Annotated in this window: 23 protein-coding genes; 12 read left to right on the top strand and 11 right to left on the bottom strand. The window is 44.4% G+C overall.

Annotation, left to right across the window (positions count from 1 at the left end):
- Both ACHUFM_RS10020 and ACHUFM_RS10015 read right to left on the bottom strand, forming a co-directional pair.
- Complete coding sequence (locus ACHUFM_RS10020) at window positions 1–573, bottom strand: TRAP transporter small permease (RefSeq protein ID WP_394181943.1); 573 nt, start codon at window positions 571–573, stop codon at window positions 1–3.
- 72 nt (window positions 574–645) lie between these two features.
- The gene (locus ACHUFM_RS10015) at window positions 646–1644 is read right to left on the bottom strand and encodes a TRAP transporter substrate-binding protein (RefSeq protein ID WP_394181941.1); all 999 of its coding nucleotides are present in this window, start codon (window positions 1642–1644) and stop codon (window positions 646–648) included.
- A gap of 259 nt (window positions 1645–1903) precedes the next feature.
- Between ACHUFM_RS10015 and ACHUFM_RS10010 the strand changes: the two genes are divergently transcribed.
- The 3 genes from ACHUFM_RS10010 (at window position 1904) to ACHUFM_RS10000 (ending at window position 4717) form a co-directional block, all read left to right on the top strand.
- Entirely contained in the window at window positions 1904–2629 is a 726-nt protein-coding gene (locus ACHUFM_RS10010; protein ID WP_394181939.1) for a FadR/GntR family transcriptional regulator, read from the top strand.
- 84 nt (window positions 2630–2713) lie between these two features.
- The gene (locus tag ACHUFM_RS10005) at window positions 2714–3853 is read left to right on the top strand and encodes a mandelate racemase/muconate lactonizing enzyme family protein (protein ID WP_394181937.1); all 1140 of its coding nucleotides are present in this window, start codon (window positions 2714–2716) and stop codon (window positions 3851–3853) included.
- Between the two features lie 12 nt (window positions 3854–3865).
- A complete protein-coding gene (locus ACHUFM_RS10000; RefSeq protein ID WP_394181935.1) occupies window positions 3866–4717 on the top strand; it encodes an amidohydrolase family protein in 852 nt (283 codons plus the stop codon).
- A 9-nt stretch (window positions 4718–4726) separates the two neighbouring features.
- Here ACHUFM_RS10000 and ACHUFM_RS09995 read toward each other — a convergent pair whose 3' ends face one another.
- From ACHUFM_RS09995 to ACHUFM_RS09970, 6 genes are all read right to left on the bottom strand, one after another.
- Window positions 4727–5491, bottom strand: coding sequence for a GGDEF domain-containing protein (locus ACHUFM_RS09995; protein ID WP_394181933.1), 765 nt, complete (start codon window positions 5489–5491; stop codon window positions 4727–4729).
- A gap of 263 nt (window positions 5492–5754) precedes the next feature.
- Window positions 5755–7113, bottom strand: a complete 1359-nt coding sequence (locus ACHUFM_RS09990) for a sigma-54-dependent transcriptional regulator (protein WP_394181931.1) — start codon at window positions 7111–7113, stop codon at window positions 5755–5757.
- Complete coding sequence (locus ACHUFM_RS09985) at window positions 7103–9391, bottom strand: ATP-binding protein (RefSeq protein ID WP_394181929.1); 2289 nt, start codon at window positions 9389–9391, stop codon at window positions 7103–7105. Before ACHUFM_RS09985 ends, ACHUFM_RS09990 begins: the two co-directional genes overlap by 11 nt.
- 24 nt (window positions 9392–9415) lie before the next feature.
- Window positions 9416–10390, bottom strand: a complete 975-nt coding sequence (epmA, locus tag ACHUFM_RS09980) for an EF-P lysine aminoacylase EpmA (protein ID WP_394181927.1) — start codon at window positions 10388–10390, stop codon at window positions 9416–9418.
- A 62-nt stretch (window positions 10391–10452) separates the two neighbouring features.
- Window positions 10453–11079: a LysE family translocator gene (locus ACHUFM_RS09975; protein ID WP_394181925.1), complete on the bottom strand. Its 627-nt coding sequence runs from the start codon at window positions 11077–11079 to the stop codon at window positions 10453–10455.
- A 50-nt stretch (window positions 11080–11129) separates the two neighbouring features.
- Window positions 11130–12011, bottom strand: coding sequence for an EamA family transporter (locus ACHUFM_RS09970; protein ID WP_394181924.1), 882 nt, complete (start codon window positions 12009–12011; stop codon window positions 11130–11132).
- A 155-nt stretch (window positions 12012–12166) separates the two neighbouring features.
- On the opposite strand from ACHUFM_RS09970, the gene ACHUFM_RS09965 reads away from it, so the two are divergent.
- Window positions 12167–13582 carry an aminotransferase-like domain-containing protein gene (locus ACHUFM_RS09965; protein WP_394181922.1) on the top strand — a complete coding sequence of 472 codons (1416 nt, stop codon included), beginning with the start codon at window positions 12167–12169 and terminating at the stop codon, window positions 13580–13582.
- A 141-nt stretch (window positions 13583–13723) separates the two neighbouring features.
- Window positions 13724–14158, top strand: coding sequence for a DoxX family protein (locus ACHUFM_RS09960; RefSeq protein WP_394181920.1), 435 nt, complete (start codon window positions 13724–13726; stop codon window positions 14156–14158).
- A gap of 59 nt (window positions 14159–14217) precedes the next feature.
- Here ACHUFM_RS09960 and ACHUFM_RS09955 read toward each other — a convergent pair whose 3' ends face one another.
- Window positions 14218–14883 (bottom strand): FMN-dependent NADH-azoreductase, encoded by a 666-nt coding sequence (locus tag ACHUFM_RS09955; RefSeq protein WP_394181918.1) that lies wholly within the window; start codon window positions 14881–14883, stop codon window positions 14218–14220.
- Window positions 14884–15001: 118 nt separating this feature from the next.
- Here ACHUFM_RS09955 and ACHUFM_RS09950 point away from each other — a divergent pair, with 118 nt between their 5' ends.
- The 3 genes from ACHUFM_RS09950 (at window position 15002) to ACHUFM_RS09940 (ending at window position 18703) form a co-directional block, all read left to right on the top strand.
- Window positions 15002–15916 carry a LysR family transcriptional regulator gene (locus tag ACHUFM_RS09950; RefSeq protein WP_394181916.1) on the top strand — a complete coding sequence of 305 codons (915 nt, stop codon included), beginning with the start codon at window positions 15002–15004 and terminating at the stop codon, window positions 15914–15916.
- Window positions 15917–15982: 66 nt separating this feature from the next.
- A complete protein-coding gene (locus ACHUFM_RS09945; RefSeq protein WP_394181914.1) occupies window positions 15983–16975 on the top strand; it encodes an NADP-dependent oxidoreductase in 993 nt (330 codons plus the stop codon).
- A 126-nt stretch (window positions 16976–17101) separates the two neighbouring features.
- Window positions 17102–18703: a GMC family oxidoreductase gene (locus ACHUFM_RS09940; RefSeq protein ID WP_394181912.1), complete on the top strand. Its 1602-nt coding sequence runs from the start codon at window positions 17102–17104 to the stop codon at window positions 18701–18703.
- Window positions 18704–18772: 69 nt separating this feature from the next.
- On the opposite strand, the gene efp is transcribed toward ACHUFM_RS09940, so the two are convergent.
- The gene (efp, locus tag ACHUFM_RS09935; protein WP_394181910.1) at window positions 18773–19348 is read right to left on the bottom strand and encodes an elongation factor P; all 576 of its coding nucleotides are present in this window, start codon (window positions 19346–19348) and stop codon (window positions 18773–18775) included.
- A 194-nt stretch (window positions 19349–19542) separates the two neighbouring features.
- Here efp and epmB point away from each other — a divergent pair, with 194 nt between their 5' ends.
- Window positions 19543–20562 (top strand): EF-P beta-lysylation protein EpmB, encoded by a 1020-nt coding sequence (gene epmB / locus ACHUFM_RS09930; protein ID WP_394181908.1) that lies wholly within the window; start codon window positions 19543–19545, stop codon window positions 20560–20562.
- On the opposite strand, the gene ACHUFM_RS09925 is transcribed toward epmB, so the two are convergent.
- On the bottom strand, window positions 20559–21842 hold the full coding sequence (locus tag ACHUFM_RS09925; protein ID WP_394181906.1) for a ribonuclease J: 1284 nt from the start codon (window positions 21840–21842) through the stop codon (window positions 20559–20561). The two genes, epmB and ACHUFM_RS09925, sit on opposite strands and share 4 nt — an antisense overlap.
- Window positions 21843–22069: 227 nt before the next feature.
- Here ACHUFM_RS09925 and ACHUFM_RS09920 point away from each other — a divergent pair, with 227 nt between their 5' ends.
- The 3 genes from ACHUFM_RS09920 to ACHUFM_RS09910 all read left to right on the top strand — a co-directional run bounded on the left by ACHUFM_RS09920 (window position 22070) and on the right by ACHUFM_RS09910 (window position 24622).
- On the top strand, window positions 22070–22978 hold the full coding sequence (locus ACHUFM_RS09920) for a hypothetical protein (protein WP_394181904.1): 909 nt from the start codon (window positions 22070–22072) through the stop codon (window positions 22976–22978).
- A gap of 41 nt (window positions 22979–23019) precedes the next feature.
- Window positions 23020–23496 carry a LabA-like NYN domain-containing protein gene (locus ACHUFM_RS09915; RefSeq protein ID WP_394181902.1) on the top strand — a complete coding sequence of 159 codons (477 nt, stop codon included), beginning with the start codon at window positions 23020–23022 and terminating at the stop codon, window positions 23494–23496.
- 79 nt (window positions 23497–23575) lie between these two features.
- The gene (locus tag ACHUFM_RS09910) at window positions 23576–24622 is read left to right on the top strand and encodes a GGDEF domain-containing protein (protein ID WP_394181900.1); all 1047 of its coding nucleotides are present in this window, start codon (window positions 23576–23578) and stop codon (window positions 24620–24622) included.
- Window positions 24623–24624 lie beyond the last annotated feature (2 nt).

Here is a 24624-nt window from a genome sequence, read left to right as displayed (position 1 = left end):
TTATTTATCTCCCGCTACATCAGAAGAGTGAGAAGCTGCTGACACAGATTGTTTTGAATATAAACTGAGAGCACTGATAATCACTCGATACCCAGCAAACAAGCACATCAACACACCACTGGCAACCACTGGGAAGTAGCGAATACCATCCGGAATCCTCCATTCTAAGATAGGGATACTTAATAGTGGAATGCTTCTGAACCAAGCAAAGTCCACCAGCTCTTTACCGTATAACGCCATGGCATAACCAAAAACGACAATACACACATCAATCAAGATATTAAAAATCTGACCCACTCGTTCAGGCACCAGCATGGAAAGCATGTCGACACTTAAATGAGTGCGTTCATGAATCCCCACTGCTGCGGCCAAAAACGTAATACTAGTGACCAACAACATGGCCATTTGCTCCACCCAAGTTGGCGTGTCGTTTAACACATAACGACCAAATACCAACCAACCAAATGAAGCCACCAACAAAACTAAAAACACACCAGATAAGGCCGTCACTAAAAAAGCAACGCCATCCAGAATGGATTTGATTTTGGGTTGTACAGAAGAAGAGAAAGCCATAGTCACACTCTTTCAAGCAATGTCATCAAAAGGCTAATCTACCACTGGTAGATTAGCCTGAACCGTTATTTATTACTGGGTATTTTGAATTTGCTCAATAAATGGCTTCAAAGATGGATTGTCTTTCACCGCTTTCGCGTAAACCGGTTTCATCGCATCACTAAAGGCTTTTTTATCTTTGATTTCATTAAACTTAACACCAGAAGCCAACACTTTTTTACGGCTTTCTTCATCGCGTTGCGCCCACAATTCACGCTGCAAAACCGAGCTATCACGAGCAGCCTTTTTGACAGCAACCTGGTCTTTTGCAGACAATTCGTTCCACGCTTTCACACTCACACAAACACACTCAGGAATGATTAAGTGTTGAGTTAAAGAATAATAAGGCGCCACTTCATAATGATTACTAGAATCATAAGATGGCCAGTTGTTTTCAGCGCCATCAACTACGCCCGTTTTCAAGGATTGATATACTTCAGAGTAAGCCATTGGCGTAGCATTACCACCCAAAGCTTCCACCATACCAACATACAATTCATTGTTCATGACACGGAATTTCTCACCTTTCACATCCGCTGGCGTCTGAATTGGCTTAGCGGTATTGTAGAAAGAACGTGCACCACCATCATACCAAGCTAACGACATAATGCCTTTTTTCGCCATGGCATTACTTAGCTGATCACCGACTGGGCCATCCATAACACGGTGCATGTGATTTAGGTCTTTGAAAATAAAAGGAAGAGAAACCACATTCACTTCGGGCACAGCATCACCCATTGGCCCCAAGCTAAAACCAGCAAACTGAATAGCACCAACTTGCAGCATCTGAATCGCATCAGACTGACTACCCAGTACCGAGCCATTATAAACTCGACCACTAACACGACCGTCTGTGGCTTTATCCGCTTCTTTGATGAAAGATTCCAATGCATCCGTCACAGGGTACCCCGTATTATGGATGTTCCAGCCTTTCCATTCGGCGTTTGCCGCGGAAGAAAATGCCACTGCCGAGGCGGCCGTCATCAAGGCGAGCGCTTTACCAATTTTTTTTGCGGGAAAACTTATTATCATTGTTATGTCTCCAGTGATTCTTGTCATTTTTCTGCTTGTTTGGATAACCACTTTAGAGCTAAGACCTTAAGATCGCCATCCAACCTTTTTATTTGTAGCATAAGATATTAGGAATAGACAATAATCATAGTATGAATTTTCATGATTTAATTTAAACTTAACGACTTAATGAGTATATTAAGTACTATTCATATTATGTGATAACATATTCAAGCTCTTAAAAAGCAACATCTTTTTGTTTTAGAAAGGCCACTAAACCATGCCAGTAAGCAAAACCATAAAAGCCAGTTTGCCGCAACAAACGGCAGAAAAAATTCGTCAACGCATTGCCTCCATGGATATGAAACCTGGTGACAAATTGCCGACAGAACCTAAGTTGATGAGCGAACTGTCTGTCAGCCGAACCGTGCTACGCGAAGCCATTGCCTGTTTAAAAGCAGAAGGGTTGGTCAAAGCCAAACAAGGGGCAGGTGTATTTGTCTCCGAACCGGAGCAAAAGCTCAGTTCCTTACTACGTAACAGCACACAGACTCTGACCGATACAATAGAGTCTTTAGAACTTAGAACCGCTGTAGAGATAGAAGCAGTAGCCCTTGCTGTAGCTCGTTGTTCGTTAGCACAAGAAGCGGAAATCTATCGCTGTTACGATGCCTATGAACGCAAAGTCCAAAAAGGTGAAAGCGCTGAACAGGAAGATTTCGAATTCCATTTAGCCATTGCCAAGGCTACTAACAACCAACACTTTGTTGATTTTTTAGAAGTCCTTGGACAACGTACTATCCCTCGTGCACGACTAAGAGAAGAAGCTGGCCTGCCCCGCGATCCAGAAATCGATAAGTCCCTCAATCGTGAACACAAAGCGATTTTGGATGCAATTGAAGTACGCGATGCTGAAGCCGCCAAAGAAGCGGTGCGCGTCCACCTTAACAATGGCTGCGAGCGCTACCGTAAATTGATGCGCGACATACAACGAGCAAAATCATAGTATGAATTTATAGATTTGATAAAATAACTTGTGCTATGTTTGCCATCTCTAACAAGAATAAACAGACACACAAGGTCTTGTCCCATGAAAATTACAGAAATCATTACTCATCACCTAAGCCATGAACTTGAACAGCCGTTCGAATCCGCCTCCATGCTGTTTACCTCCAGAGATCACCTACTAGTAGAAATCCATTGTGATAATGGTTTAGTAGGCTGGGGAGAATGTTTAGGCAACCGTATCGTAAACGATGCCTTCATTCAGGCCATGAAGCCTCATCTTATTGGCGAACATGCTCTACACATCGAACCCATCTGGCTCAAACTTTACAACACCTTCCGTGACCAAGGACAACGTGGTGCCACTATCAATGCCATCAGCGGCATTGATATCGCTTTGTGGGATGTAGCGGGGAAATATCACCAATGCCCAACCCACCAGCTACTAGGCGGCGCTTTTCGCAAGAAAATCCCAGTCTACGCCACTGGTGGTTTTCGTTTAGTAGGCCAAGATCGTATAACAAGCTTGTTGGATGAAGTGTCTGGCTATAAGCAAGCGGGTTTCAAGGCGGTAAAGATCAAAATTGGTTTTGGTATCGACCTGGACATCGCCTCGATCAAAGCCGTACGTCAGTGTTTAGGTGACGACATTGAACTTATGATAGACGCCAATCATGGTTATGATCCTATTGATGCTGCACGTGTCGCTAACGCCGTTAAGAATTGCGACATCCTATGGTTCGAAGAGCCCGTTGTACCCGAAGCATTGAGTAGCTATCACAAACTCAGGAGCAACCAATCCATCCCCCTTGCTGGTGGTGAAACCTGGCACACACGTTGGGGGGTTAACGAAGCACTCAAGCAAAACACAGTCGATATTTTACAACCCGACGTATGCGGTGTAGGCGGTTTAAGCGAAGCGAAAAAAATACTCACCTTATGCGACATTTATGGTGTGCGTTGCGTACCTCATGTTTGGGGCACCAGTGTTGCATTGGCAGCAGGACTTCACTTTCACGCCATTATTCCACCGAATCCGCCGTCTTATGGTTGTACACCTGAATCACCGCGCTTTGAATACGATCAAACCCACAACCCTTTCCGATCAAGTATCGTCACCCAACCTTTTGAGCTTAACGATGGCTATTTAACCGTGCCTCAAGGTCATGGATTAGGGATTGAAATATGTCCAGATGAACTGGCTAAATATCGTCCCAAAACATAAGGAATGGCAATCATGGCAAGACAATTAAACGGACAAGCTCCCAATATTGCCCTACCTAAAGGCAGCATAGACACGCACATACACATATACGACGCCCAACACCCTAACTTACCAGGCGGCCCAAACATTCCTAACGATGCTGCGAGTCTTGAAGATTACCAGCAAGTGATGAAATGGTTGGGCATAGATAAGGTTGTGATTACCCAACCTAACGCCTATCAAACAGATAACCAAGTATTGCTCAATGCGGTACAAAGTATGGGGGATAAAGCCCGTGGCATTGTGGTAGTGACGCCCGATACAACGGAAGCTGAACTGGAAAAGTGGCATCAAATGGGCGCACGTGGCGCGCGTATTATGCAGTTAACTCAAGGCGCTGTCAGATTAAAAGATTTGTTATCTGTAAACGATAAAATTGCTTCGTTTGGCTGGAGTTGCATAGTGCAGTTCAATGGTCGTGAAATCTTAGAGCACGCCAGCTTACTGGATAAGATCAAAGGCAATTTTAGTCTGGATCATCATGGTAAGTTTTTGCCCCCAGTCAAAACCAATAGCACCGAATTCAAACACTTACTCAAGCTTCTGGACAAGGGCAACTGTTATTACAAAATAGCCGCTTGTTATGAAAGCTCAGCCAATGGTGGGCCAGACTACGCAGACATAGCCGAGATGACCAAAGCGGCAATGAAACATGCTCCTGAACGCATTATTTGGGCCAGCAATTGGCCCCATGTTTCAGGCACACCAGAGCAAGCACCAAACGACGCAAGGTTGTTAGACTTGGTACAAAGTTGGATACCGGATGAGAGCACGAGACAAGCAATATTTGTCGACAATCCAGTGCGCTTATATTGGCAGGATTAACGCTATTTTTCAGTGACCGACAGTTTGAATTTTATAGCTGTCGCGACCTGCCCTTTTCACTTCATACAAAGCTTTATCGGCGGTCTGGAACGCCAGCTCAAACACTTGCTCACCTTGCCCTTGAAAGGTTGCCACACCAATACTGGTGGTAAAATTTAATGAACCTTGTTCGGTTGCCAAACTGGTGTTACGCACCCTGTCTAAAATTTTTTTCGCAAAGCTAGCCACTTCGGCTTCTGTGGCATTACACAGCAAAACAGCAAATTCATCGCCACCTAAACGAGCCACTACATTTGGATAATGAAAGATGCTTCGCAACGCTTCCGCAAAACACACCAGAGCTCGGTCACCACAGAGATGACCATGCTGGTCATTAATTTGTTTGAAATCATCTAGATCCAGAACAAAAAATGCAGATACGCCAGATTTTTTGAAGCTGGCTTTAGATGATAGAGCAGTCAAACTTTTTTTGTAAAAATAACCACGATTATAAACCAACGTTAGGCTATCGATTGAAGCGAGCTGAGTCATCTCCCGCTCCATTACATCAACACGTAATAGCAAGCCCACCAAATACCAAGATAAAATAGGTGTCGTTAAGCCCGCTATGAGGGTGATCATCATCACATCACGATGCAAATCAAAAGTGAAACCTAACAGCTTCGCAAAAGCAATATCGAACAGTATAGAAATAAGAATGGCAGAAACAGTTAGCGCCAGCACTAAGCCAGTACGTCCTAATGAACGCAGTAAATGTCGGATAATAGGCGTCACTATGCCCCCAAGGCGAATAGATAGATAAAACCAGAAGAACCACAAAATACATCTGTGCCTTCTACCTAAATGAGCGCAATACTTCTTAAATAGGAAACATTGTAATGTACATATAGTTTGACCCGCTCCTACTAAACAGCATCAAACTGAGCGATAGAAAGCATTCACGGTAAGAAGAATTGACATGAATTTCTAAGTTACAAAAAACGATTACATAAGTAAACAATCTCTTAGTGATTTAACATTTCTTTACCTACCGAGGGCTATTGTTTATACAAATCTTTATCCAAATCGTATTTACGCATTTTGTCATACAGGGTTTTCCTCGGTAAACCCAAAGCATCCATGGTGTCTTTGATTGAGCCCTTTTGTCGTATCAACTCCTGCTCTAATAGAGTTTTTTCAAAACGTTCCATTTGCTCAGGTAACGTCATGACCCCTGGGTTATTTTCATTGATGATAATTTGATCAAATTCAAAGGAGCCAGCCTCCCCCATTAAGACATAACGTTCGGCCAAATTCCTTAACTCACGTACATTACCTGGCCAATCATAGCTTAACAAGCTATGCATACGAGCCGCAGACAAGGGCTCAGATTCACGTTTGTACTGCGCCGTCGCAACTAGACAGAAGTGTTGCCACAATAAGGAAATATCATCTTTACGCTCTCGCAAAGGGGGGATGTCTACTCGTACGACATTGAGCCGGTAATACAAATCTTCGCGAAAGCTATCTCCTTCACTTAACTGCTTCAAATCCACTTTTGTCGCCGCGAGAATACGTAAATCCAGATCAATGGCTTTATTCGATCCCAAACGTTCTAAGCGTCTTTCCTCTAACACTCGCAATAGACGAATTTGCATGGACATTGGCATGCTTTCGATTTCATCTAGGAACAAAGTACCGCCATTAGCGTGCTCTAACTTACCAATACGCTGTGTTTTGGCGTCCGTAAACGCGCCTTTTTCGTGTCCAAACAATTCAGACTCCATAATAGAATCCGGCACGGCACCACAGTTAATGGCCACAAAAGGGTGACCACGTCGTGAGCTATGCTCATGAATGTACCTCGCTACCAGCTCTTTTCCGGTTCCCGTTTCACCTTGAATTAAAATATCGGCACCAGTATCCGCTACATGCAACAGGGCTTGGCGCAAGCGATGAATACCTGGTGTGTTGCCAATAATACGTGGTCCGGGCGCATTTTGAGCAGCGAGCTCAAGACGTAAGTTGCGGTTCTCCAGTGTCAAACGGCGTTTTTCACTGGCACGTCGAACCACTTCCACAAAATCCTCGTTGGAAAAAGGCTTTTCAATAAAGTCATACGCACCGTCACGGATCGCACTGACGGCCATGCTGATATCACCGTGCCCCGTTATCAGAATGAAGGGGATTTCGGCATCAATTTTTTTAACGTCTTCGAACAACTCCAAACCATTTTGCCCTGGCAGATTAATATCGCTGACAATCACCCCTGGCCAATCTATTGATAGCTTTTCTGTCACTCCTTGCGTGGCACTGAACTCAGCGACGGCAAAGTCCTCCAGCGCCAAAGTTTGAGAAATGGCCATGCGAACAGCTTGTTCATCGTCAATTAAAATTACCTGATTTTTATCCGTCATGCTGTTCTCTTTCATTAATTTTTTTGGATTGGAAGCGTGACAATGTCACCACAAATTCTGCACCACCTTCAGAGCAGTTGTGAGCCTTTATCTGCCCCCCCATCACCTCAACAATTCGCTGACTGATCGACAAACCTAAGCCCAGGCCAACGCCTGAAGACTTAGAAGTAAAGAAAGGCTCAAATAAATGCTTGATGGCTTCATCCGTTAAACCATCACCCGAGTCTCGCACACAAATGGAAACGGCTTTCGCGTCAGCACTTTGTTCAATACACACTTTTTGTTGGCGTTCGACCGAGTTAGGTTTCGCTTCTTGAATGGCATCTGCCGCATTGGCCAACAAATTGACCAAAACTTGCTCTAGAAACACCATGTCCCCTTGAACAATAAAGCCTTGATCTTCTGGTACTTGTAGTTCAATGCCCACTTCTTTGTAACGTGGAGAAATGATTTTTATCGCCCCCACTATGGCCGTTTGTATCGCAATGGGGCCCTGCTGAACATCGCCTTTGCGAGCAAATACCTTAAAACGAGAAATGATATCACTCATGTGCTGCCCAAGCTGATTTATCTGTTCCAAATTGCTATGAGCTTGTTGATAGTTTTGTCTGTCCAGAAATTTCAATCCATTACCAGCAAAAGCGCGAATCGCCGTTAAAGGCTGGTTTAACTCATGATTCAACCCCGCACTCAACTGCCCAAGCACAGCCAATTTCGCGGTCTGAATCAGCTCTCTTTGTGTATCTTGGTGACCATCCATCTCTTGGCGCAACAACAGGTTAGCCTGCTCCAGTTCAAAAGTACGTTCGCGCACTCGTTTTTCCAGTTCTAACTGAGCTTGCATCACTTCATGCTCATAACGCTTACGCTCCGTCATATCGTGGAAGGTCACCAAATAACTGCGACGATTAGGCAATTTCATTTCACACAAGGTCATTTCAACAGGCACCTGATGCTGAGAATCCCATTGCAACTGCCCTTCCATTGTCACCACTTTTATACCCAGCTCATCGTCTTCACGCCACACACTATCAAGCGCTTGTTGATCATCGGCATGAAACAAGGTCTGTAAGGGCTGACCAATTAAGTCGCTTAGAGATTGCCCGACCAATTTCTCGATCGCTGGATTAAAAGATTCAATGCAATGCTTATCATCCAAAGTCACCAAGCCCGCTTGCGTATTTTGGATCACCTCACGAATATAAGCCTGATTATGACGTGTCATTTCATTAGCGTTATAGCGCTCCAATAGCATGCGGCGACGCAATAAAGCCAAACCAGCCAATAAACCAGTAATGGTTAAACCACCCGCAAAAATAGCGCGCCATAGGGCTATTTCTTCATTGATCAGTTGCAATGGTGATAAAATAGAAATGGTAAAACCTAATAGCTGAATGGGTCGACTCATTTTCAAGTAAGAACGGCGTTCGAGTTCACCATTCAAGGGATTGGTTTCTAGCACATCAACTAAGGTGGCCCTTTCACTCAAAGGTTTCTGGTACGCAATAGGCAATTTTTCAATGGGTCTGTCTTTGTAACGCTGGGACTCGGCAATGCGCTTCAGTTCGCTGTAAGACAAGCCACGCAAAACTTGATACAGCCAACTTGGTCTTGAGCTGCTGAACACTACACCATCTGGATCAAGTAGTAGGAAGTCATAATTTTGATTGGCAAAGCGTTTCTCAAACTGACTGATGTCCACTTTCACCACGGCCACACCTATGATCTCTTCTTCATCAACAACAGGGTAAGAAAAATAATAGCCGCGTCGATTCGAAGTGGTTCCCAAGGCATAATAGCGCCCCGGTTTGCCTTGAATAGCTTGTTGAAAATAGGGTCTGAAGGCGAAATTATTACCAATAAAACTGGCATCACTTTGGTAATTTGACGCCGCGATGGTAAGACCGTCCTTATTCAAAATATAACTGTCGGACGCCTCTGTAATTCGGTTGATCTGCTCAAGTTCGAGATTTAGCTGAGAGATATCGTGATAAAAGCCATCACGCAGGGCTTTTTTGACTCGACCGTTGGTCGCCAACAAGGTCGGCATATGCTGGTATTTGGCAATGGCACTTTCAATCACACTGGCCAATTGCGCTAATTGCTCTTCTGACGTCAGTTGTAAATCTTCAATCTGACGGTGCTTAAGAGCCTCACCACCTTTCCAGATAATGACAATGACCAGCAAAAAAATTGCCAACAAAGACAGTACGATGATTTTTCTCGGTGCCACAGACAGAGCAGCGGCCTCACTCAACGTATCGGATAACTTGCTCACCAAAACCTCATTTACTTAAATCAATTAAGCCCTTTCATGAGCAAATGCCAATACTTCGGCAATGTCCTTCTTATCACAGATTAGCATGAGCAAACGATCAACACCTAACGCCACGCCAGCGCAATCAGGCATTCCTTGCGCTAATGCACTCACCAAACGCTCATCAAACTGACGCTCTGCTGATCCGGCCATCTGTCTTTGCGCTTTATCTTGCGCAAAACGCGCCGCCTGCTCTTGGGCATCGGTCAGTTCATGATAGCCATTGGCCAATTCCATGCCTCGCCAATAAAGCTCAAATCGAGCCGCCACCTGATTGCCATCCGCATCTTGGTGCAATTTTGCCAACGCGGCTTGCGAAGCAGGATAACTGTGAATAAAGCAAGGCTGCTGCTGACCAATGCTAGGCTCAATAACCGTGGCAAAAATCAGCTCTAACAAGGTGTCCCTGTCCTCTTCTTGCAAGCCATATTCATTTACTTGATGTGCGCAACGCTGCAATTCCAAAAGACTGGCGTGCCAAGGATCCAGTCCAGTGAAATCGATGAAAGCTTGCCTGTAACTGAGGGATTCACAAATCACACTTGGTGCAATCAAGGTTTGCAATAACGCCTCAATCTCATCCATCAATTGCCAATGATCAAAGCTGATGCGGTACCATTCCAACATAGTGAATTCAATACTGTGGCGACGGCCCATTTCCTCAGCTCTAAACACCTTACCTAATTGATAAATCGAGCCAGCGCCAGTGCACAGTAAACGCTTCATGGCGAACTCAGGTGAGGTTTGCAAATAATAGGTAAGGTCTTGCCCCATTGAGTGGGTGTTGGCGGTGAGCACCTCAATGTGAGGATCAGAAATACTCGCCAAAGACAAACTCTGAGTATCCACTTCCATCACGTCACGATCAGCAAAGAATTGTCGTATTTTGCCAAATAAGTCCGCGCGCTGACGTAATACAGAAAGTTCGGCACTGGGTTGCCATAATGCGGCATCATACATAGGAAAAGGTCCTAAAAAATAAAGCCCATCATAGCAAAATTATCCCACTAGCCTCAGTCAATTTATGGTGTGATTTTATTGAGTAGCATTTTCACACCTGCCACACCGAAAAACAGGGTAAACAGGCTATCAAATACTCGACTCATTCTAAAATAGAGACGTCGAAAAGTTTCATGAGAAAACAATAAAGCATAGCCAAGAAACAGACACATACTTTGCAAACCAATCATAAAAATGATCGTCAGCAAACCTTGGACTGCTACGCCGCTTGGCACCCCCATGGAATACAAAGCACCAAAGAACAAAATAACCTTAGGATTAGTTAAGTGTATTCCCAAGCCACGTAAATAACTCATTTGCAAAGAGTTTGAAGTCATCTGCTCCAACGTGATTGGCTTAGGACGCACTACCGACTTAAAGGACTTAAACGCCAGAAAAAGTAGGTAAGCAGCGCCAAGGTAACGCAAGATTTCAAATAACCATACATTGGCGTACATCACGGCGGCCATGCCAAAGGCGCCAGAAAAAGACCAAAGAAAAGACCCTGTTAAAACACCAAACGCGGTTGCGATACCATGAGGTCGCCCTGAACTCATAGCCGTACCCGCAATGGCTAAGGTGGCAGGTCCAGGACTTGCCGTTGCCACGAAAGCGGCGATTAAAATCAAACCATAGTGAATGTCCTGCATTGTTTTCTTCCTTTGCTAACTTGACGTTTTAGTATTTTCGCTAACCAACCTCAAACTAGACTGCGTTTTAAACGCAACCCAGTCCATGACATTTGACTGATCAATAAACCAGCAAGAATCAGACCACCCGCCACTATCTGACTGAGAGAAATGACCTCATCGTAAAACCAATACCCACCTAATATGCCAAACACTGGCACCAACAAAGTCATAGGGGCAACACTGGAAATCGCGTATTTCATTATCATTTTATTCCAAAACCAATAGCCCAATAAGGTGGTTGGGTAGGCCTGAAATAAAGCAGAAAACAAGGCCGACTGGTTAAATTCGGTGAGCAAAGTCGTTATTGCATCCATGCCATTTAACATCACAGCAAGCAATATCAAAGGTGCAGGGGCAAACAACATACCCCATACATTAAAGGCAAAAATGTCTCGTGTATTGGCCCACTTCACGATGACACCATTTAGGCTCCAACACGTCGAGGCGAACAATACCAATACCAGTCCAGCCACAGTGATAGCACCACCATCCGCCTGCATTATGATGAATAGGCCAATCAAGGCCAGTCCCGCTCCCAATAACTTGTTGACCGTCAGCCTCTCTTTCAATACAAAATAGCCCACCAACAAGCTGCTCACCACACTCATATCAAGTAACAATGAGGCCATGCCCGCCGATAAACCTAAACGAATCGACAAAGTAGTGAGTCCCCAAACCCCCACGCCAAATGACAGCCCATAAGCAATAAGATAACGCCATTGCACATTCGGACGCTTAATAAAAAACACCAAAGGAAACACTGCAAAGGTAAAACGCAATGCTGTCAGCATAAGAGGATCAATATGATTCACTCCTAATTTAATCACGCTAAAGTTCATCCCCCATAAGGCCATCAAGGCAAACAATAATCCAAAGTCTCTCAGTTTCATTCTCTTCTTCCTTTCTCATTGCAAAGCAATACACGACATCGTTAGTATCACGACCAATGACAAAAGAGTGCAGATTCAATTTTTAATAAAAATAAGAGTACAATTTTGCTACGCTGATACAATTCACTTATCTCAATAAGGAAAAGGATGGCCATATGCCTAAGTTTGAACGTTTGGCAGAACATTTTATTGAGCTCATTAATAGCCATAAACTGCCTGCTGGAGCACGTCTACCCGCCCTTAGAAAAGTCACAAAACAGCATCAAATCAGTATGACCACGGCAACCCGCGCTTATCACTATCTTCAACAAACCGGTTGGATTTATGCTAGACCACAGGCCGGCTATTTCGTTGCTAGTCGCATCAAGGACACCGCCTTTCCTGCCCTTTCTAATCTATTAATGGAACAAAGAGACCCGAAGAAGTATGCCCCCAGTCGTGGCTACAATCCGCACTCTGAATTTTTCAGTCCGCTTGGCACCTCTATGATCGCGCCACAACTCTTGCCCAACACTGGTTTGCAACGCAGCATCAAACGTGTCGCTCATCGTGCCAGCCAGCCGCTTTTTCAATACCCTGATATTCAAGGGGAAACCGTATTGAGAAACGCCTTAACTGAGCATTTACGCGGTTATGGTTTGGCCTTTTCTAGCCACGAGCTGGTGATTACCAATGGCTGTATCGACAGTGTCAAAAAAGCCATCGAAACCCTAACTCGTGAAGGCGACACCATCGCTATTGGCTCTCCCTGTTTCAGTGGACTGTTGGATTTGCTGGCCACCTTATCCAGACAGGTGATAGAAGTACCCATTGGGCAAGCAGGAATAGATTTACCGCAATTTGAGCGATTACTCAAACAAGGTACAGTCAAGGCTTCTCTGTTTAGCACCAACAACATCAACCCCAATGGCATCAGCTTTTCTGATCAGCAAAAACAAGCCTTAGCGGCACTGGCCGCAAAATATCAGATTCCTATGATAGAAGACGATGTCTATTTTGAATTAAGCCATCTAAAAGACGTGCCTTTGCCAGCAAAGTATTGGGATCAACAAGGCTATGTGATTTGGTGCGGGTCTTTTTCAAAGATTTTGGCCGAAGGCATGCGACTAGGCTGGTGTCAGCCTGGCCGCTATTTCACGGAATACATGCGTAAGCACACACTCACCAGTTTTGGCGTGAATGGCTTAGTACAATCCTGCATGGCTGAATTTATCAATACTGGCGAATACCGTCGCCATGTTCACAACATTCGTTATCAAATGGGACAACACATTCACCAATATCAACAAGTCTTAGCCAAAGCGTTACCAGTAAAGGCTAAAATCAGCACACCACAAGGCGGAATGGTGTTATGGATACAAGTGCCTGGGTTGGATGCGGTTCAATTAGAGACGGATGCTCAGCGACTTAATATAGACATTCGCAGCGGCGCTTGCTTTAGTACCCACACTTTTTATACGGATTGTTTTCGTATCAACTGTGGCTGGCCCCTAGAAGCGGAAGCGGACAAGCACAATACTCATCAGCAATTATTAAGCTTATGTGAGTTAGTCAACAGCAAAGTGAGTTAAACAAAGTTCCCCTCTCTGAGGAATGAGTCTTATTGTTGTTCAACTTTTTTGAATCGCTAAATCAAAATACTTCGTTACTTATTCTGTCATAAATTGTATATAGTATTTCTATCGTCCATAAAAAATATCAAGGTAAAAACTATGCAAGCATTCATTCAAAACATTACTCGTACTTCTTCTGGCTGGGCGAGCACCATTCTGCGTATTCCAGTCGGTTTGATTCTAATGGCTCATGGCGCCCAAAAACTGTTTGGCTCATTCGGCGGCTATGGTCTGGAAGGCACAGGTCAGTGGATGGCTTCAATCGGCCTTGAACCTGGCTACTTAATGGCGTTGATGGCCGGCAGCGCAGAATTCTTTGGTGGTTTGGCTTTGGTCATTGGTTTGTTGGTTCGTCCAGCCGGTGTTGCCTTAGCATTTACTATGTTGATCGCCATCTTCTCTGTGCATTTCAGCAATGGCCTTTTCATGGCAAACAACGGCTATGAGTATGCTCTAACTTTGTTAGTTGCCAGCTTATCTTTGGCTTTCAGTGGCGCAGGCTTTTTGTCTGTGGACAAACTGATTAGCAAATAAACGACCTAAGTCAAAAAAATAAAATTCGACTTCTCACATGAGAAGTCGAATTTTTTGCTTTACGGTCTTAATAAATCAGTTACTAGGCTTTCTATTTGTATTCTTGCGTTCGCAATCGAATGTTGATGCCTTACATCTTTAAATTCTTGAAACTCAGAACCTATTTCATAAAAAGACTCTGCCCCTAAATAACGTCCAAGCAGTTCTACATGAGGGCCGAGATGATTCATTTCTTCCCTAACCCCACCGACTTGAAAGCCAAACTCACCCGTTGAAGTTAGTAATACCAACACTTTTCCAAACAACATAGGCTCAATCGGAAAGTCCCCTCTTTTAAGATCGAAGGTAAAGGTATGGTTTAACCGTAAGACCTGATCAAACCAAGCCTTTAGAACAGCAGGCATGCCGTAGTTATGCATGGGCGCGGTTATCAAAATCAAATCAGCCTGTTTTACTTCTTCATAATACAAATCTGACTGCTCAAGCACTCTCTTTTGCCACTCCGAACACCCCCCTTTTTCGGTAAACGCAGCCGCCAGCCAATCCATTGAAATAAACTCAGGCGGATTATTGGCCAAGTCTCGATACACTACCTTTGTTAAATTGTTTTTTTTCATCCATGTTTGTATAAAATGTTGACCTAAAGATTTGGAAATGGATGTATGACTCGAAGATTCACCTTCAGCAAAGCGGACACTAGAGTCAATATGCAGTATATTATTCATTAAAACACCTCTGTTATTTCATAATTTTCAGAGGACAGTTTTCATTCATACATTACATATGACAAACGATTAGATTTTTTCTACAAATAACTTTAATTCATCTATAAAGGACAATCTCGTGTTTCAGAAGTTACCCTCTCTCAAGAGTATTCGAGCTTTTGAAGCGTCTGCACGGCTTGGCAGTTTTAAAGCTGCTGCCGTAGAATTAAATGTCACACCAACAGCCGTCTCTCATCAAATTCGAGCACTTGAAGACGAGCTGAATATCAAGCTTTTTGAACGTAGAACCAGAAAAGTCATTCTAACACCGGAAGGCAAAATACTCGCAAACACCGCGTATCAATCACTACACGGGTTACTAACAAAAATTAATGCCTTAAAGAAATCCCCCAATAATTTGACAGTCAGCACAACAAACTCCTTTGCAGCGAAATGGTTAGTCCCAAATTTAAATCTGTTTCAATCACTTAACCCAGATATCAATATCCAAATACAGGGCGAAGATGAAATAGTCGATATAGAAAATGATCGTCGCATTGATGTCGTTATTCGATATGGAGACTCTTCTGTGCTTTCTCACAAAAGCACATTAAAAAGCCACGCCTTATTTACTGAGTCCTTTTCTCTATATGCCACTCCAAGTTACTGGCAAACATGCCTTGAAGAAAAACCACCAATACAGTTTTTCGCGACTCAATGGAAAAATCCGACATTAGCTCCTCTAGACTTTAATGAGCAGTTACTTAGTACCTTCCCTCGCGCCAAAATCCAGTACTTCAATGATGAAAACTTCACAATACAAGCAGCCTTATCAGGACAAGGTATCGCTTTATTAGGCCAAGTAGCAGCAGAACACTCACTCAAAAACCACTGGCTTATGTGTGGTAAAGAAGATTATTTTTTTCAAATCCAAGGACAGGATTACTATTTAGTCATTCCTCAAAGAGTCGCGCACTTATCTTCAGTCAATGCGTTCAAGAAATGGATGTTAGAAATGGCACAATTAAAATATAACACCACATTCACTCCATAAAAATTGACCATTTAGTCCATTCATTTAAGCTAAACTATTCGGCATATTTATAAAGGAGAATATTACATGTCTTATCGATCAATTAAGCTCGTGAAACGCCCAGAGCTTGAAATCACCGAAGACTTGTTTGACATGGTCACGCAAGCAATACCTCAGCCTTCAGAAGGTGAAGTGTTGGTAAAACTAACACATTTATCACTAGACCCTGCCATGCGTGGCTGGATGAGCCCTGATGAAAACAGCTATATTCCGCCAGTGAAATTAGGCGACACCATGCGCGCTAGCGGTATCGGTGAAGTCGTTGCCTCTGAAAACGATAAATTCCCCGTTGGCAGCCGTGTAATGGGGCTTATGGGCTTGACCGAATATGCACTAAGCAATGGCGACAACCTTAACCAGATCCCGAAAGAATTACCCGCCGAAGCCATTTTATCTGTGATCGCTCTGCCAGGCATCACTGCCTACCACGGTGTATTTGAAGTATTAAAACCGGAAGCAGGTCAGACGCTTATCGTCACCGCAGCGGCAGGTTCAGTTGGTTCTTTGGTAGGACAAATGGCGAAAAATAAAGGCCTGACCGTAATTGGTGTGGCCGGTTCGGATGAAAAGTGCCAGTGGCTAACCAGTGAGCTGGGCTTTGATCACGCCATTAATTATAAAGACGCAGACTTTGTTGAACAGTTACACAATGCCACGCCCAATGGTATTGATCTGTTTTTTGAAAATACCGGTGGCACAGCGCAAGGGCCAATTTTTGATCGCATGAACCCACACGGTCGTATTGCAGTATGTGGTTTGATTGCTGATTATCAGAAAGCTGAGCCGGCTCCAGGACCAAGCTGGGTAGGCATTATCAAGCGTCGATTGACTATCCAAGGCTTCACTATGCCGGATCATTTCCATCGTATTCCAGAATACGGACAAGCATTGGGCGGCATGCTAACAAAAGGGGAGTTGAAATATCGAGCTCACACCTTAAAAGGTTTAGAAAATGCCACCAGCGGTATTAACATGCTGTTTGAAGGCAAAAACCAAGGTAAGTTGATTGTAGAGCTGTAGTATTTTGCTCTCACATGGGAAAGGGAAACCAAAATGGTTTCCCTTTTTTTATTGGTTCTGTCATGAACAAACATAAGGTAACATCAATTCATTAGCGCGATACCAATAACAAAACGAGTGCTTTATATGGATTACATCATCATTGGCGGCGGTGCGGCAGGCTGTTTGTTAGCCGAACGCTTGTCTCAAAACCCGCAATGGCAAGTCACCCTTCTGGAAGCAGGCGGTTCAAATAACCATCCCTTAGTCACCATTCCCGCCGGCATTATTGGTTTAATGCGTAGCCGCAAATTTAATTGGGCATTACGTACCAAAGCCGAACCGGAATTAAACAATCGACAACTATTTTGGCCCAGAGGCAAAGGCTTAGGCGGTAGTTCTGCCATCAATGCCATGTGTTACACCCGCGGCCAAGCCGAAGATTATGATGATTGGCAAAGACAGGGTGTTGAGGGATGGGATTACGCCAGCTTATTACCTCATTTCAAAGCCACTGAGCATTATCATAGAGGCGAAAATACTTGGCATGGAGGCGATGGCGAATTACAAGTACAAGCACTTCGACACCAGCACCCTCTTTCGCAAGCTTTTATCGACGCCTGCCGAGAATACGGTTTACCTCTTAACGCTGATTTCAATGGTGCCAAGCAATTGGGCGCAGGCTTTTACGATGTGATGCAAAATCGAGGTCAACGCTGCAGCGCGGCTCACGCGTTTCTCAATAAAGCTAAGCAAAGAACCAACTTGACCATCATTTCACAAGCACAAGTGGAAAAGATTCAGTTGCAAGATAAAGCCGCCACAGGTGTTTTGTATCGCAAGGACGGCAAATCGCATTTTCTCAAAGCGGATAAAGAAATTCTCTTGTCCGCTGGCGCCATACACAGCCCGCAGATTCTTATGTTATCCGGCATTGGTACGAGTCATGAATTAACCCCTCACGGTATTAAAGTAGAACATGAACTAGCGGGGGTAGGACAAAATTTGCAAGACCATTTAGACATAAGCTTGATTCACTTGGACAAAACCCGCTCCAGTATTTCCTTTCACCCAAGCTTCTTACCACAAGGCATCAAGGCCGTAATTCAATACACTAAGCGTCGCGGTTTATTGGCCTCAAATATGGCGGAAGCAGGTGCCTTTGTTACCACCCAAAAAGACAACCCAAGACCCGATGTACAACTGCATTTTTTGCCTGCTGTGGAAGTGGATCACGGTCTGAATCTGTGGCCCACCACGCGATATTTTGGTTATACCCTGCGAGCATGCTTACTGCGCCCTACCAGTCGTGGTCATATTGGTTTGCATTCTAATTCCCCCTTTGATGCACCTAGAATTGAAGCTAACTATTTATCCACAGCAGAAGACATGCAGGGCATGCTAAGAGCATTCGACTGTGCCAATGAGATTTTACAACAAGCTAAACTAAAAAGGTTTTCCAAACAAACTTGGCGTCCAGCCAAGTCAATCTTAACGGAAGCCGAAAAAATCGACTACATACGACAACACGCAGAAAGCATTTATCACCCAGTTGGCACCTGCAAAATGGGCACAGATGATATGTCGGTTGTCGATGAAAACCTGAAAGTGATCGGCATAGATAAACTCCGAGTGGTTGATGCTTCTATCATGCCCACCTTGGTCAGCGGCAATACCACCGCCCCAACACTGGCAATCGCCAATAAAGCAGCCGAACACATTTTGTCAGGTAAGACAGCAGACAATTAACAAATCGCGGGCATAAAAAAGGGAAGCCGACGCTTCCCTTTCTCTTCGATCCTACTGTGCTAACAAGGCTTATTTGCCCGTCGCGCGCGAAACGTATTCACCACTGCGAGTGTCTACACGAAGCACTTCACCAATATTGATAAACAAAGGCACACGAACCATAGCACCTGTGGTTAAGAAAGCTGGTTTAGAACCTCCGTTCGCCGTATCACCTTTTACACCCGGATCCGTATCAACCACTTCCAATTCAATGAAGTTTGGTGGCGTCACCGCCAGTGGCGCTCCGTTGTATAGAGTGACAACGTATTTTTCTTGTTCCTTCAACCAATTCTTCGTATCGGCAATGGCATTTTCATCTGCTGCGTGTTGCTCAAACGAACCGTCAACCGCCATGAAATGCCAGAACTCACCATCTGTGTAAAGGTATTCCATATCGGTATCCATTACATCAGCTGCTTCCAAAGTATCGCCAGACTTAAAGGTACGTTCCCAAACACGACCGGTTTTCAGGTTACGCAACTTTAAACGGTTAAAGGCTTGACCTTTACCGGGTTTTACGTGTTCGTTATCCAAAACTGCACATGGATCGCCATCAACCATTACTTTTGTGCCGCCGCGCATGTCGCTGGTAGAAATATTTGCCATACATCCTCACCGTATATGTTTAGAGAAAAAGCTCTGACTGGCGTATCATGTCAGTCTAAGATCTCTGCAAACGTTTTTATGTCATTCATTATAAAATAGCGTTTGCAGAGATCTTTATGAGCCAAAGGCCTCATTGGCCGAAATTCGTTGGCGCAATCATAACCTAAATTAACTCAATTTTGCAGATATTTGACGTGATACCAATTCAAACTGAACAGACGCTAACTTGGCCCGAACACCTTACTCAGGCGATTACTTCCTTACCTGAGCTCATTGACCATCTAGGATTACCAAAAGACTTGATTCCCGAAGGCATGGCAGCACACCAAAGTTTTCGTCTGTTAGCGCCTCGTCCTTATTTATCACGCATCGAATACGGCAACCCTGACGACCCTTTGTTAAAGCAAATCCTTCCCAGTCCACGCGAAATGCAGATGGTTCCTGGCTATACGGCAGACCCATTAGACGAAGCGGAGCACACTCCGCAAAAAGCCATTGTACATAAGTACAAACGCCGTCTGCTGGTCATTACCACTGGCACCTGTGCGATAAACTGTCGCTACTGTTTTCGTCGGCATTTTCCTTATGGTGATAACCAATTAGCACAAGCCGAATGGCAAAGTGTGATCGACTACCTAGAAGCTCATCCAGAGGTCAATGAAGTCATTTTAAGCGGTGGTGACCCACTGATGATGAAGGATGCCTTACTGGCGGATAAGCTACTCAAGTTAGAAGACTTACCGCAAATCAAACGCTTACGCATTCACTCTCGTCTTCCTGTGGTCATCCCTGTCCGCATTAGCGATGCCTTGCTCACCCGCTTTTCCAAAAGCCGTTTAGACATTGTTATGGTGTGGCACATTAATCATGCTAATGAAGTTGATCAAGAAGTAATTGAGGCGGCCTTTAAGCTCAAAAAAATAGGCGTCACTTTGTTAAATCAAGGCGTGCTACTTAAAGGCATTAACGATACGGTGCAAGCGCAAGTGGATTTAAGTGAAGCGGTTTTCTCGGCCGGCATTTTGCCTTATTACCTGTTTACACTCGACCCCGTTGCGGGGGCGGCACACTTCGACCTTTCCGTTGAAACGGCCCAGCAACTCATGGGCAAGGTCGCCGCCGAATTACCTGGCTATCTAGTACCAAGGCTCGCCAAAGAAATTCCCGGAAAAACCGCCAAAACGGTGTTTGCGCCCATCTTTGAGTCCAACTAACGCAGTAAGGCAATGCGGCCGGTTTTTACGGCTTGGCGTATCACAGTAACATTCGGCGCAAGTTGATACAGGTCGCCATTTTTTCCAACCAGCTGCCTTGGTACATGACTGGCTTTGGCTACCTCGGCATTGGCCGCTAAGTGCGCCGCCTCCCCATGAACAGGAATGGCGATTTCTGGCTGCACCCAAGAATACAGTTGTCGTAATTCATCCTGATAAGGGTGACCACTCACATGAATCGCCAGATCCGTATCCTGCTGTTGTAAGGTGCGAATGTTTTGGCCTTTAAATTGACTCACCAAACGCATAATGTCGTTTTCATTACCCGGAATCATCATGGCGGAAAACAGCACCAGATCGTCGGCCTCCAGCGTCAAGTCAAAACAGTTATTTGCGGCCAAACGGTTTAAGGTTGCTCGGGGTTCCCCCTGACTGCCGGTCGCCACCGCCAACACCTCTTCACGAGGTAAGTAACCAATGTGCGCGGCGTCAATTAAAGGCAAATCCTCAGGCCAATGACCTGTGGTACGAGCAATGCTGACCATATTCAGTAAAGAGCGGCCGATTAACGCCAAGTAGCGTCCCGTTTCTTGTGCCACTCGCCCGAGCGACACCAAGCGCGCCAGATTACTGCTAAAACAGCCAACGACTACGCGATTTTTTTCACCTTTGATCGCCGCCAACAAACCTTGATAACAGTCGCTTTCAGAAAGGGAATGACCCGCTTGCAGGGCATTGGTTGAATCGCACACCATGGCGAGCATGTTTTGCTTCGCTAACGCACTAAAGCGACTGGCCACAAAGCCTTCTCCAACCACAGGTTGTTTGTCGATTTTCCAATCACCAGTATGAAACACTCGTCCGGCTGGCGTATCAATGGTCACTGAAAAAGCGTCAGGCATGGAGTGGGTTAAGGCCAACCAAGTGACTTGAAATGGACCAATCCGTTTACTCTCACCATCATCGACAATGATGATTGGCACATCTTGTTCTAAACCAACTTGAGCCAATTTACGGCGCAAGACTTCAGCGGTAAAACGCGTCGTGTAGACAGGACATTTAAAACGCCGCCATAAATAAGGTACCGCCCCGACATGATCTTCATGTGCATGAGTAATCACCATACCGGCTAAACGCTCTTTTTGTTCACTGATAAAGCTAGGATCCGCACTAACCACTTCGGATGTCAGTGCATCTTGAGACGATAAAGACTCATTAAAAGACACACCGCAATCTACCATCAACCATTGGCCGTCATGCCCATAAAGATTCATGTTCATACCGATTTCACCTGTGCCACCTAAGGGTAAAAACCATAAATCCTGTGGCGATGGTACTAAATGACGGATATTAACCTCCTCAGTTAATCTAGAATGGTAAGCTATACCTTTCCTATACTACGTACTTTCCGATAAGATCACAGCCTGTCTGGCAACATATCTTGTTGGGATTATGTTGCCGCTAATTCACCTACGCACCACGATGGAAAATACGTTTGAATAATTTCATGTCCAAGATAGCAAAGGCTGTCTCTTTTTTGATTCTCGCGGCCTGCGCCGTCATTTTTGCCCTGTATTTAACTCAAAAATTTGGCGCAGAATATGCCGAAGAAAAAATCCAACAACGCATTACCAACGCAGGGCTGCAAACCCTTATCAAATATGACTCTGTGCACCTTGACCCATTTACGCTCACACCTTCATTAGAAAATGTTCGCTTTGGCCCCAACTCTGCACCTTGGCTTAATTTCGCTCGTATTTCGTTCAACTCTTACTTATTCAAGCAACCCAATTTAGACGTGGATTTTTGGATAAAAGAGACACCGGTTAATCAGCTCTCACGAGAGACGGCGGCCTTATTCCGACAAGCGGGACTCAAACACGTCTTAGGCAAGGGTTCTTTTCAGTCAACTTTGGAGGGTGACACTCTAGAATCTCATCTTAATTTAGACATCAAAGACGCGGGTAAGCTAAATGTCATCAGCCACACACAACTGTCAAAACAGGACCTCTCATTAGTGGATCTTCGTACTGACTGGTTAGCGTCCGTGGCATTAGGCCAGCCCGAAGCCATTTTATATCTCTATGGGGAACAGCTTAGTATTGAACAGCTTAGCATCACCTACCAAGATATGGGATTGCTTCAACATCTTTCTGGTGATTGGCCGCAGCGTTCAAATGAGTGGCGGATCCTCAAACTTAACCAGATAATGGATCAACTAAAACTTGCTCCACAAGGCAGCTCTAACGCTCTGGAACTAGCACGTACACTTGATCAATATTTATTAGAACCAGCAACGCTATCGCTAACGTTTTCACCTAATACTGCGATGAATTTAAAGCAATTGGCTTTGATCGCAGAGCAAAAGATGTTGGCACAACAGGCCAAATTAAAGGTCACCTTGCCAGCTAACTGACAGCGGCTTAACTTACCAATCGAGCCATACAGGAGCTTGCAATGCAAAACGTGACCATCTTAGTCGACGTTCAAAATATTTATTACACCACTCGCCACAGCTTTGGCCGCTCCTTTGATTACAATGCATTTTGGCGAGAAATAACGGCCGATAGAAATGTGGTCAAAGCCATCGCGTATGCCATTGATCGAGGGGATGAAAAACAACGTCAATTTCAAAATATTTTGCGTGCCATAGGTTTTGAAGTGAAGCTAAAACCTTTTATTCAACGCTCAGATGGTTCCGCGAAAGGCGATTGGGACGTTGGCATTACGATTGATGCCCTTGAATACGGTACCCACTCAGATGTGTTAGTACTGGCCTCTGGCGATGGCGATTTTGACTTATTGGCAAAGACTCTGACGGAAAAACATCATACTAGAGTGGAAGTGTATGGTGTTGAAGCACTTACCGCTCAGTCTTTAATCCAAACTGCGACTCACTTCACACCAATAGATAACAATTTGTTACTTAAATAAGTAAAACTCATCTAGTCTTTTGAGAGAGAATATGACGCTCTAACTCGATCGTCCTTATTTTTCTTTGAGATGTAGATAAATGAGCCCTGTTACCAACTCCATATTTAATGCGACTCGCAATACGCTTCACAAATGGCTGAGCTTAAGTACAGGCATCATTCTTCTGTTTTTCTGTCTGCTGAATAATTTCATGTTAGAGCAAAAAAACCTAGGCACCATTCAAATTGTTCTTGCTGCACTTAACTTTTATTTCTTCTGGGTGTCTTACCACAACAAAAGTAAAACATGGCATCGACATATTTTTATCATCACGCTTTGTTGTAGCGCTATCCTAGCCTTTGCTTTTGCTGACTTAAGAGCAGGCTCCATTTATTGGCTTATTTTATTGCCGGCTATTTTCTGTTTACTCGGCGGGGCAAAAGCGGGGCTTTGCTACACGATTTTGGCGTCGTTCCCAACCATCTTCATTATTTATTATCGATCAGACACAGACAGTTTTATCCAATATCGCTCCATTCTCAATTTTGTGCTGGCGTATTTCATGATCTATGGGGTTTGCTATCTCTATGAATTGCAACAGACAAACAACAACCAGTTATTAGCCAAAATGGCGTTTGAGGATCCACTGACTGGTGCTAAAAATCGCCACGCTTTAAAACTCTTCTTCGATCACTTTAATCGCAAAACCCAAAACCTTTACATTGATACGGAATGGGCCACACGACTGCTCGTTGTTGACATTGATTTTTTCAAAACTGTGAATGATAAATATGGTCATGAAGTAGGCGATCAAGTGCTCATCGAATTATCTGAACTACTGCAATTTTATGCCGATAAAGACAATGTGTATCGTATTGGCGGGGAAGAATTCCTCATCATTCTGAAAGACGCCTCGGCCACTCAAGCCTATGATTTTGCTGAGAATATTCGTGTTCGCGTTGAACACAGCGTGTTTCGAGCCAGCAAACATCAAATTAACATTACCGTCAGTATAGGCATCGCCAAATTACAACAAGGCCACTCGTTTAGAAAATTCCTTAAAGCGGCCGACAAAAATCTCTACTCAGCCAAACATAAAGGCCGTAATCTGGTACACCACAGCGACCTAGCGGATGAAATCAATTAATC

The sequence above is a fragment of the Marinomonas posidonica genome, from assembly GCF_043643765.1.
GTDB classification, from domain to species: Bacteria; Pseudomonadota; Gammaproteobacteria; order Pseudomonadales; family Marinomonadaceae; genus Marinomonas; species Marinomonas posidonica_A.
The sequence above is the reverse complement of the archived record's forward strand: the minus strand, read 5'-3'. Positions and strand labels throughout refer to the sequence as shown.